The organism is Clostridium sp. UBA3061, assembly GCF_002367465.1.
In the GTDB taxonomy this organism is placed as follows: domain Bacteria; phylum Bacillota; class Clostridia; order Clostridiales; family Clostridiaceae; genus Clostridium_J; species Clostridium_J sulfidigenes.
In genome coordinates, this window is the sequence record NZ_DFCF01000010.1 from 247612 (window position 1) to 259584 (window position 11973).

Below are 11973 nucleotides of genomic sequence, written 5' to 3' on the forward strand. Positions count from 1 at the left end.
TCTGCACTCTTAAATTTAAGGTAAATCCTATATTAAGCCCTCTTCCTTAAACTTTTCAAATACTCTTTGTGGATTCATTGGTATTCTATTAAAAGCAACACCAGTTGCATCTAAAACTGCATTTCTTATAGCTGGGGCTGGAGAAAGTGTTGTATTTTCGCCTAGAGATTTTTGTCCAAAACTTCCTGCATCATCTGGAATTTCTACAAATGCTGAACCAATATTAGGCGTGTCTAAAATAGTTTGTAATTTATAGTCTAAAAGATTGTTATTAAGAGCTCTTCCAGTCTTCTCATCAAATATCATTTGCTCTGATAAAGCATATCCTAGTGCCATACTTACACCACCGTGAACTTGCCCTTCTGCTAGCATTGGGTTAATTATAGTTCCAGAATCATGAATATTATATATTTCTACTACGGTTATTTGACCAGTTTTTATGTCTACTTCAACCTCTGCAAAGGTTGCTCCATAAGCAACTACATTAGTCCTTATATTAACAGAAGTGTCACTAGTTATAGGAGAACTGTAAATCCTATCATAAAATGATTCTAACGCTATATGCTCAAGAGAACAGACAACTATACCCGTTGTTTTTTCAACTACATTACAATCAACTATATCCATTACCTCTGGATTGAGGCCATTTTTTCTGCTAGCAAACTGAAGAACTTTACTCTTTACCTCCATAGCAGCTTTTTTAACTGCAGCACCTGTAACAAAAGTTTGTCTTGATGCATAAGCACCTGTATCAAATGGAGTAATATCAGTATCTTGATTTGAAATTACATGAACCATATCAATGGGAATTCCTAAAACCTCTGAAGTCATTTGTGCAAATATAGTATCACTACCTTGACCAATTTCTGTAGCCCCGATTTGCAACTGTACTGAACCATCTTGATTCATCACAATCCTTGCACCTGCTGCTTCTAGAGCTACGGGATAGGTACCTGCAAAATAACTAAAACAAGCCATTCCCACTCCATGTCTTAAACTACCTATTTGATTTTTATATAGCTTTTTCTTTTCATTCCAATTTATTAATTCCATTCCCTTTTCAAGACACTGTGATAGTCCCATGGAGCGCACCACATTTTTGGAGGATGGATCTACATGATTTTGCTTCACCAAATTTTTCAATCTGAATTCCACAGGATCTATATTTAGTTCTCTAGCAATATCATCTAAATGACTTTCTAGAGCAAATGAAATTTGTGGAACTCCATATCCTCTCATAGCTCCTGCTACCGGCATATTAGTATATACAGTTTTAGGCTCATATTTTATAGCATTAAAATTATATAATGGTCTAAATTTACTCCCACAGCTCATGGTCACTGAATGTCCATGAGATGCATATGCTCCATTATTTACTAAGTTCTTTATATCTATTGCTAGTAACTTACCTTCCTTAGTAACTCCAGTTTTAAATGTAAATCGCATAGCATGACGAACCCTTGTGTCTATAAAACATTCTTCTCTAGTTAATGCATATCTAACTGGTCTTCCATTAACCGCAAGTGTCATTGCTGCAGTTAATGGCTCTATAACAACATCTTGCTTATTTCCAAATCCACCACCTATATATGGCTTTATAACCCTTATTCTTCCCCATGGCATCCCTAGTGCCTGTCCTACTATCCTTCTTACAATATGTGGTATTTGAGTAGAAGTTACTATTACAATTCTTCCATCTGACTCCATATAAGCATACGCACTATGATTTTCCAGATGACAATGTTGTACAGTACTAGTATTAAATTTACCTGTAAATACTTTGTCAGCTTCTTTTAACTCTATTTCTACGTCTCCTACTTCATTGCCAAAAGAGCTAATAATATTATTTTGTCTTTCTTCATGTATTATTGGGGCACCTTCTTTTATAGCTTCTTCCTGATCCATTACAAATGGCAACACTTCATATTCTACATCTATAAGTTTTATAGCTTTTAGAGCTATTATTTCATCTATGGCCACAACTGCCGCCACTGGTTCTCCACAAAAGCGAACTTTATCAGTAATGATTAATCTATCTTCTACATCTCTATGTGCTTCATCAAAGGTCCAAGGATGTCCAGCCGTTGCAAATTTTATTTTTGGTAAATCTTGATAAGTAATTACTGCTTCAACACCATCTAAATTTTTTGCTTTAGAAACATCAATACTTCTTATTTTTGCATGGGCATAAGGACTTCTAAGCACCTTTCCTATTAGCATTTCCCTTTCAAAATAGTCATCAGCATACTTAGCCTTCCCTGTAACCTTTGCCACACCATCTAATCTAGATACACTACTACCTATTACCTTATAATTCATAATTCTCTTTAGCAAGATTATAATCCTACTAAAGCACCTCCCTTTATTCTTACTGATTAATTAGTCACAAAAATATATAACTATACAAGCTTTTTAGTGTTTTTTATAACTTTAACTCTCTACCTACGTAATTTCCTTTTTCATTACCTACCAATTTTCCATCCTTTATAATAAATCTTCCCCTTGAAATAGTCGTAATTACTTTACCTTTTACATCTAGTCCTTCATATAAATTGTAGTCACAATTGGAATGAGAGTATTTTATTTTATGTCTATCTAAAGGGTCAAATATTACAACATCAGCATCTGATCCTGGGAGTAACGTTCCTTTTTTAGGATATAAACCATGAATCTTTGCTGGATTCTTTGTAAATTTATCAATTATTTTATCACCAAACATTGTATACAATAAATTAAAAGAATATTCTATTCCACCTATTCCCATAGGAATTAAATCTAAAGTTGCTCTTGCTTTTTCATTAGATTTAAATGGACAATGATCAGTACCTATTACACTAACATGATCTATATTTTTTCTTAATTCATCAATTTCTTCTAAAGACCTAAGAGGTGGTGTTAAGGTATATAGAAAACCATCCTTTAATAAATAATTATCTTTAGATAAATAAAAATATTGAGGGCAGCTTTCTATAAATAAATTTTTATTTATTAAACTTTTATATAAGTCCATAATTCGACTTAAAGATTCTCCTGAACTAAGGTGTACAATATACATATATCCATCCATATTCTTAGTCATTTCAGCTAAAGTTAAAACTTCTGTAGTCTCACATAATGTGGGTCTATTTTCTTCATGGGATCTTACTGGAAACTTTCCCTCTCTGATTAGCTCTTCATTTTCACTATGAGACATAAGTATAACCTTCATTCTTTTCGAAATTTTCAGTAAATTGCTGATAGTTCTTAATCCAGTTTTTCTATTACTGGAACTATAAGTAGTAAAGAATTTTATGCTACAAATCCCCCTCTTTTTAATCTCCTCAATAAATAGTTCTTCATTATCCTGAAAATTTGCAATAGTACTATGAAATCCATAATCTACAACAGAAACCTTTGCTTTTCTTTTTCTGTCTACAAAAGCTTTTTCTAACTCTTCAATATTTTTTACTGGATCTAAAAAATCTATAAATGTAGTAATTCCACCATATGCAGCTAATATAGAACCATTGTAAAAATCATCAGCAGAAACCTCATTACCCACCCTAAGCTGAAAATGTACATGAGGATCTATAAATCCTGGTAATACATAATTTCCTTTTGCATCATAAATATCTTTTGATAAGAAAATATCCTTTGACAGGTTTTTAATAATTCCATTATCAATGTACAAATTTACTCTAATAAATTCCCCTTCCACATATATATTTCCATTGACTATGGCTAAATCATAACAATTCACAATATCAACCCCACATATTTACTTTATGATAATATTTTACCATTATTTTCTTTTATTTACCATAAAATATTATTGTACTAATAGAAATTATTGATATGAAATATTAAATTAAATTCTCTAATATGGCTCTTGATAAACAGAGTTCTAAGCTTCAGAGGAAGTATTCACTCCCACGGAAGCTTAGAACTCGTTATCCAGGGACGTAGCAGCTCTTTGCTACCGCCTCGAAGAAGATGGAGTATTATAGCTGGTAGTCATCGGATAAATATTTATTGTAATAGATTACATTTTTTTAAAATCCCACTATACAAATCTTTAAAAAAGTATTATACTGTTAGTGATTTGATGAATTATTGAAAATATTTTGTATATTTTCAATGTTAAACTTATTTAGTAAGGGGGTATTTTTTAAGTGTGTTGTAACTTAGAAAAAAATCAAATGTTTAAGGAATTAGAAGACTTTATTAATTCCTTACCTGTCAAAGATGGAGCTTTAATAGAGGTTTTGCATAAAGCTCAGCATATCTTTGGATATCTACCTAAGGAAGTTCAAACTTTCGTCGCTGATAAACTAAATTTACCTATATCTAAAGTTTATGGTGTTGTAACATTTTACTCATTTTTCACTACTGAACCTCGTGGTAAGAATGTAATAAATGTGTGCATGGGTACTGCATGTTTTGTTCGTGGTGCTGGAGATGTTCTTAAAGAATTTGAAAAAGAACTAGGTATTAAATCTGGACAAACTACAGAAGACATGAAATTTACACTAGGTTCTTTAAGATGTGTTGGTGCTTGTGGTCTAGCTCCTGTTTTAACTGTAAATGATAAGGTTTACGGTCACTGTACTCCAGACCAAGTAAAAAGTATATTAGCTGAATATGAGTAGAATTAGGAGGTAACAAAGTTGAATAAAATAAATTCCTTTGAAGAATTAAACAAAATTTATCAGGAATACAAATCATCCCTTGATATTAGAAAAGCAACTGGTATCGATGGCTTTGTTTGTGAAAAAAATAACTATAAAAAAGAAATACTTATTTGCGGAGGAACTGGGTGTAAGTCTGCACAAAGTGATTTAATTAAAGATAACCTTGAAAAAGAAATTAGTAAGTTAGATTTGGAAGATGAAGTATACGTTTCCATAACTGGTTGTTTTGGTTTCTGTGAAAAAGGTCCTATAGTAAAAGTTACTCCAGATGATGTGTTTTATGTTCACGTAACTCCTGAGGATGCTGAAGAAATCATAAATGAACATATTGTTAATGGAAATGTTGTACAAAGATTACTTTACGAAGAGCCAACTATAAAAGAAAAAGTTAAGACTCAAGATGAAATGACTTTCTATAAGAAGCAAGTTAGAATAGCTCTAAGAAATTGTGGATTAATAAACCCTGAAAATATTGATGAATATATTGCTGAAAAGGGATATCTAGCTCTTGGAAAATGTCTAACAGAATGCACTCCTGATGACGTAATAAATGTTATATTGAAATCTGGACTAAGAGGAAGAGGCGGCGGCGGCTTTCCTACCGGAAAGAAGTGGCAATTTGCAAAAGGCTATGATGCTGATCAAAAATATATTATTTGTAATGCCGATGAAGGTGATCCAGGTGCATTCATGGATCGTTCGATTTTAGAAGGAGATCCAAATAGTGTTCTTGAAGCTATGGCTATAGCTGGTTATGCTATAGGTGCTACTAAAGGTAATATATATATTAGAGCTGAGTATCCACTAGCAATTCAAAGACTTAGAATTGCTATAAATCAAGCTAGAGAATATGGACTCCTTGGTGAAAATATACTAAATTCAGGCTTTGATTTTGATATTGAAATTAAATACGGAGCTGGTGCCTTTGTATGTGGTGAAGAAACTGCTCTTATTCATTCAATAGAAGGTAACCGTGGAGAACCAACAAATAAACCACCATTCCCTGCTGAATCTGGACTTTGGAATAAGCCAACTTGCGTTAATAACGTTGAAACTTTAGCGAATATTCCAGCTATTATTAATAATGGTGCAGATTGGTTTAGTTCAATCGGCACTAAATCTTCCGCTGGTACTAAGGTTTTTGCTCTTGCTGGTAAAATTAATAACGTTGGTCTTGTAGAAGTGCCTATGGGAACAACTTTAAGAGAAATTCTTTTTGAAGTAGGTGGAGGAATTAAATTTGATAAAGAATTCAAAGCTGTTCAAACAGGAGGACCTTCTGGTGGATGTATTCCTAAAGAATTTTTAGATACTCCTATTGACTTTGATTCTTTAAGTGCTATCGGTTCTATGATGGGATCTGGTGGAATGATAGTAATGGATGAAGATAACTGTATGGTTGATATAGCTAAATTCTATTTAGAATTTACAAAAGAGGAGTCTTGTGGTAAATGTACACCTTGTAGGATTGGTAACACTCGATTACTTGAAATTCTTGAAAGAATATCAAAGGGCGAAGGTGATTTAAGTGATCTGGATAAGCTTCAAGAGCTTAGTAACACTATAAAAGATACTTCACTTTGTGCTTTAGGACAAACTTCTCCTAACCCTATTCTTAGTACAATGAAATATTTCTATGATGAATATAGAAGTCACGTTGTAGATAAGATTTGTCCAGCAGGAGTTTGTAAGGACCTTATGAAATTTGTTATTACTGATAGATGTATTGGCTGTACTAAATGTGCAAGACAATGTCCAGTTGGCTGTATCGAAGGGAAAGTTAAAACTAAGCATGTAATTGACCATAGCAAATGTATTAAATGTGGTGCATGTAAATCTAGCTGTCCAGTTGATGCAATAGATCTAGTTTAATAATTTAAAAGAGGTGAAAGTATTGAGTTTAGTTACACTTAAAATAAATAATAAAGAAATATCAGTGGAGCAAGGAACCACAATTCTTGATGCTGCACGTAAGCTTAATATAAAAATTCCTACCCTTTGCTACCTAAATCTTCATGATAAAAAGACAACTAATAAACCTGGTTCTTGTAGAGTTTGTGTAGTTGAAGTGGAAGGAAGAAAAAATTTAGCACCATCTTGTTGTACAGCTGTTGCTCCAGGTATGGTTGTTAATACTAGTACTCCAAGAGTAATAGCAGCAAGAAAAACTATAATTGAACTTTTATTATCAGACCATTCCATGGATTGCTTAACCTGTCAAAAAAATTTAAATTGTGAACTCCAAGAGCTTGCTAGTACTTATGGAGTAACTAATTTAAAATATACTGGTTCAAAATCTGTAGCTGTAAAAGAACTTAAAAATCCATCTATAGTAAGAGATACTTCTAAATGTATTTTATGTAGAAGATGCGAAGCTGTTTGTAGCCAAGTTCAAAAGGTTGGTGCAATTGGACCAATAAATAGAGGTTTTAATACCACTATAAGCACTGCATTCTTTGAAGAGCTAAATAATAGCGCTTGTACTTTATGTGGTCAATGTATAAATGTTTGTCCTACTGGGGCATTAATGGAAAAAGATAATACTATAGATGTATTAAACGCTATAGGAAATAAAGATAAATTGGTAGTAGTTCAAACTGCTCCGGCTGTTCGTGCAGCACTTGGAGAAGAATTTGGTATTAAAGAAGGTGCTGTTACTGGCAAGATGGTTGAAGCACTAAGAGAACTTGGTTTTGATAAGGTTTATGATACTGATTTTGCTGCAGATTTAACTATTATGGAAGAAGCTACAGAATTTCTAGGAAGGTATAAGAGTGGTGAAAATCTTCCTATGATTACTAGTTGTTGTCCTGGATGGATTAATTTCATAGAAAAACATTATGGAAACCTATTAAATCTTCCATCAACATGCAAATCTCCTCAACAAATGTGGGGCGCTATTGCAAAAACATACCTTGCTGAAAAACTGGGTATACCATCGGAAAAACTTTATGTTGTATCTGTAATGCCATGTGTTGCCAAAAAATCCGAAGCTAATAGAGAAGAATTTGTCAATGAAAATAATAATCCAGATATCGATGTAGTTATAACTACAAGAGAATTAGCTAAAATGATTAAACGCTCTGGATTAGAATTTGCTTCTCTACCTTCCTCTGATTTTGATACTATTATGGGTGAATCTACTGGTGCTGGAGTTATTTTCGGAACTAGTGGTGGCGTTATGGAGGCTGCTTTACGTACTGCTTATGAATGGATTACAAATAGCACTTTAGAAGAACTTGATTTTAAATCTGTTAGAGGCCTTGAAGGAATCAAAGAAGCTTCATTAATTATTGATGGTAACAAAATTAATATAGCTATTGTAAATGGACTTGCAAATGCAAAGAATTTGTTAGATAATATAGAAGATACATCTAAAAAATATCACTTCATTGAAGTTATGGCATGTCCAGGAGGATGTATAAACGGTGGTGGTCAACCATATTCTAATGAGCAATATTCATTAATAGAAAAAAGAATGAATGCTCTTTATAGTGAGGATGCTAATAAGGTTATAAGAAAATCTCATGAAAACCCTGAGATAATAAAGCTTTATGATGAATTCCTTGGAAAACCTAATGGAGAAAAATCTCACCATTTACTTCATACTCACTATATAAATAGATAAACACCTTAATTTAGTTATTAGTTATTAGTCCCTAACTAATATAAATATAAACATAAAAATGATGGTATAAATAACTTATTTATACCATCATTTTTATATAGTTCCTTATTTACAATTATAAAAATTAAAAACATATAAAGTAATATTATCCTAAGTTATAAAAGAATGTTACAAATACTGGAACTAAAGAACTTAATATAACTCCATTTATAAATGCTATTACAGCTATCTCTGGATTTGTTGCTTTAGCTATAAGTGGTAATGTTGTATCCATAGAAGTAGCTCCTGCAGGTGCTATGGCTGTGTAGCCATTCAGCTTTTTAGCTAATATTGGAATTAAAATAACTGTTATCATCTCACGGAATACATTTGTTAAAAATGCTATAGCTCCTAAAGTATCTCCACCCATTTCTTTAAGCATTACTCCTGATAAGCTATACCATCCAAATCCTGAACCTATAGCTAAGCTCTCATTAAGAGCCATATTAAATAGGAATCCTACTAAAAGTCCTCCTAGTAAACTACCTACAATTCCTCCAAATGGTACTAACAAAACCTTAAATCCTGCCTTTTTTAGATCTTTAAATATGGTCTTGTTGCCACCTACATCTATACCAACTAAAAAGATTAAAACAAATAATGAAATGGATGCAAGATTATCAATACTACTCATTATTTCTGGTGGAAACACAAAATAACCACAACCCATTCCAACTAATATAGATACTATTATTATGTACGTCATATTACTTGTCCTCCCCACATGCCTCATTTAAAAGCTCACTACACTCTTCAATTACAACATTCTCATCTTCTACAATCTCTGCATTTAAAATTTCACTATGAAATTCAGTAACCACTTTTTCATTTTCTATTATTTCCGCATTTAAGATTGATTCTTCCTTGGGTAATTGATTTTCTTTAGGCATAAACTTTTCTGATAAAATGTACACAAGTACTATACTTACACCTATTGTAGCTACTGCAAATAAAAAAGACTTTAACCCTATGGTCGGAAGATTTTTTATTATGCCCTTATCAGCTCCTATAGAAGCTCCCATAGAAAATAATAAGAATATTACACCAAGTTGTTGTAATTTACCATTTATAATTTTCCCCTTCTCACCTAATTTTAGAAAGTACCCTACAATGGCACCGAGTATTAATGCAATTAAAATTTCCATATGTCCCCCTCCTCTACCACGTTATTATATCATAGATTTGGAAACAGTTACATTATATTTAGATTATTTTTATTATATTTAACTTTATACCTTTATACATGAAATTATTTGTAATAATAATGATAAATATATTTAATCTTGAATATATATAGGAATATATTAAAAATTAATAAATAAGGAGTTATAATATGAAGAACATCTTTATGCCCTACTATATTAACGGTGATACTATTAGAGATATGTATAAAATTGCTATAAATCGATATGAAAACATTGAAATAAGTGGAAAAAGAGAAGAAACTACAATTCAAGCTACTCTACCATTGTCCGAACTAACTTGTGGAAAAATTATTCAAGGTTCAGCTACAGTAACTTTATCTAAAAGTACTCAAAGAAAATCAATAGATGAAATAGAGAATTCATCTATTAATATATTTATAAATCTAGAAACTTTATTAAATCGAAACAATGCAATCAAATCTTTAAAAATATATAGTGACCTGAATACAATTTCTCCTGGAGATATTGTAGAATTACAGTGTACTATAGAAAAATCAGATAGTACTTTAGAACTTTTAAGAAATACATTAGAATTACTTGAGTTTCAACAAATAACTTCTGATATAGATAATACCTCTATGATTAATTGGATAAAAAGAAATATAAAATCTTTAACAGAAGATAAAGTATTAAAATATCCTGTCTCCCTTCCTTTTGATTCTGATTCTTTAGTCATTACTTCTGTTTGTAGTAAACATGCATCTATGGACATAGAGTGTTATATTGGTAGACCTTGTACAATTGTTGGTGAAATAGCAAGTTATGACTATCCCCAGTCAAATCATAATATTATTGATAGTAACCCTTTAGTATCTAAATTATTATGGGATTTTATTACATCTCATAGCAACTATAAAGACTTTGTTTCTCATTTAGACTATAATAATGAATTTCCTTCTGATAAGAAAGTGTTGGAAATTGTACCTTTTATAATTTATATGTAATAAATATCTTGTTTTGGTAATATTTATAGATTATGCTAATATTAATAATTATATCTATTAATATTAGGGGGATTTATATGGACAAGTATTTTAAACTTACTGAAAACGGAACTAACGTAAAGCGTGAAATTGTTGCTGGAATTACCACTTTTCTAACAATGGCTTACATTATTGCTGTAAATCCTAATTTCCTTAGTACAGCTATGGGTGATGGTACTGCTGGAGCACTTGTAACTGCTACATGTCTAGCTGCGGGACTTACTACTATACTCATGGGACTATATGCTAATGCACCTTTTGCACTGGCATCTGGTATGGGACTTAACGCCTTCTTCGCATTTACAGTATGCGGTGCCATGGGTGTTCCATGGCAAGTGGCACTTACTGCTGTTTTTGTAGAAGGTATAATTTTCATTATTCTTTCTGTAACTAGAGTGCGTGAAGCTGTAGTTAATTGTATCCCACTTACAATGAAGTACGCTGTTACCGCTGGTATTGGACTTTTTATTGCTTTTATAGGTTTAACAGGTGCAGGTATTGTAGTGTCTAATGAAGCTACCCTTGTATCTCTAGGTTCTATGGTAGCTCCTGGTGCTATAATCGCAGTTATTGGCATTCTTATTATAGCTATTTTGAACTCTAAAAATATCAAAGGAGCTATGCTTTGGTCCATTCTGATTTGTTCTATAATTGGTTGGATATATGCAGTTATAAATCCTGAAGGAGCTACCGCCGCTGGCATATATCTTCCAAATGGATTATTCAAATATGAATCTATTAAATCAATTGCCTTCAAGCTTGACTTCTCTGTATTCACTAATAGCTCAGCTATTCTTAATTTTATAACAATTTGTCTTACTTTCTTATTCGTAGACTTCTTTGATACTGTTGGTACATTAGTTGGAGTATGTTCTAAGGCCAATATGCTAGATAAAGATGGTAATGTGCCGATGGCAAAGAAAGCTCTACTTGTAGATGCTATAGGAACCACCTTTGGTTCTTTAGTTGGAGTTTCAACCGTTACTACTTATGTAGAAAGCGCAGCTGGAGTTAGTGAAGGTGGAAGAACTGGGTTAACAGCTGTTACTACAGGTATTTTATTCTTATTGGCAATGTTTCTATCTCCAATATTTATAGCTATACCAGGTTGTGCTACAGCTCCTTGCTTAATTTGGATTGGTTTTATGATGCTAGAAAGTGTTATGAAAATAGACTTTACCGATTTTACTCAAGGCTTCCCTGCATTCATTACTATAGCCGCAATGCCATTATGTTATAGTATCGGTGATGGTCTTACCCTTGGAATTCTTTCATATACATTAATAAACTTATTAAATAACATATTTGGTAAGAAAGAAACTAAAAAACCAATCTCAATAGTAATGTATATTCTATCCATCATATTTATACTAAAACTTATATTTATGTAATTTATGTTTTAGTTATCATTAATTTAAAAAGGTAATCACCGAAAATTTTTCAGTGAT

Annotated in this window: 9 protein-coding genes; 5 read left to right on the top strand and 4 right to left on the bottom strand. The window is 32.0% G+C overall.

What is annotated here, in order from left to right; all coding sequences use genetic code 11:
- Positions 1-27: 27 nt before the first annotated feature.
- Entirely contained in the window at positions 28-2319 is a 2292-nt protein-coding gene (gene xdhA / locus B2P65_RS08745; protein WP_035133731.1) for a xanthine dehydrogenase molybdenum-binding subunit XdhA, read from the bottom strand.
- A 103-nt stretch (positions 2320-2422) separates the two neighbouring features.
- Complete coding sequence (locus B2P65_RS08750; protein ID WP_346880009.1) at positions 2423-3739, bottom strand: amidohydrolase family protein; 1317 nt, start codon at positions 3737-3739, stop codon at positions 2423-2425.
- A 412-nt stretch (positions 3740-4151) separates the two neighbouring features.
- Here B2P65_RS08750 and nuoE point away from each other — a divergent pair, with 412 nt between their 5' ends.
- The 3 genes from nuoE to B2P65_RS08765 are packed head-to-tail and all read left to right on the top strand — an operon-like array spanning position 4152 to position 8298.
- Positions 4152-4628, top strand: coding sequence for an NADH-quinone oxidoreductase subunit NuoE (gene nuoE / locus B2P65_RS08755; protein ID WP_035133630.1), 477 nt, complete (start codon positions 4152-4154; stop codon positions 4626-4628).
- Positions 4629-4646: 18 nt separating this feature from the next.
- The gene (locus B2P65_RS08760) at positions 4647-6542 is read left to right on the top strand and encodes an NADH-quinone oxidoreductase subunit NuoF (protein WP_346846555.1); all 1896 of its coding nucleotides are present in this window, start codon (positions 4647-4649) and stop codon (positions 6540-6542) included.
- Positions 6543-6564: 22 nt separating this feature from the next.
- Positions 6565-8298, top strand: a complete 1734-nt coding sequence (locus tag B2P65_RS08765) for an NADH-dependent [FeFe] hydrogenase, group A6 (RefSeq protein ID WP_346879201.1) — start codon at positions 6565-6567, stop codon at positions 8296-8298.
- Positions 8299-8443: 145 nt separating this feature from the next.
- Here B2P65_RS08765 and B2P65_RS08770 read toward each other — a convergent pair whose 3' ends face one another.
- Both B2P65_RS08770 and B2P65_RS08775 read right to left on the bottom strand, forming a co-directional pair.
- On the bottom strand, positions 8444-9043 hold the full coding sequence (locus B2P65_RS08770; RefSeq protein ID WP_035133637.1) for a lysine exporter LysO family protein: 600 nt from the start codon (positions 9041-9043) through the stop codon (positions 8444-8446).
- A gap of 1 nt (position 9044) precedes the next feature.
- Positions 9045-9482: a LysO family transporter gene (locus tag B2P65_RS08775; RefSeq protein WP_346846553.1), complete on the bottom strand. Its 438-nt coding sequence runs from the start codon at positions 9480-9482 to the stop codon at positions 9045-9047.
- A 188-nt stretch (positions 9483-9670) separates the two neighbouring features.
- On the opposite strand from B2P65_RS08775, the gene B2P65_RS08780 reads away from it, so the two are divergent.
- Positions 9671-10486 (top strand): hypothetical protein, encoded by an 816-nt coding sequence (locus B2P65_RS08780; RefSeq protein WP_346846552.1) that lies wholly within the window; start codon positions 9671-9673, stop codon positions 10484-10486.
- Positions 10487-10563: 77 nt separating this feature from the next.
- Complete coding sequence (locus tag B2P65_RS08785) at positions 10564-11916, top strand: NCS2 family permease (RefSeq protein WP_346846551.1); 1353 nt, start codon at positions 10564-10566, stop codon at positions 11914-11916.
- The last annotated feature ends 57 nt before the right edge of the window (positions 11917-11973 follow it).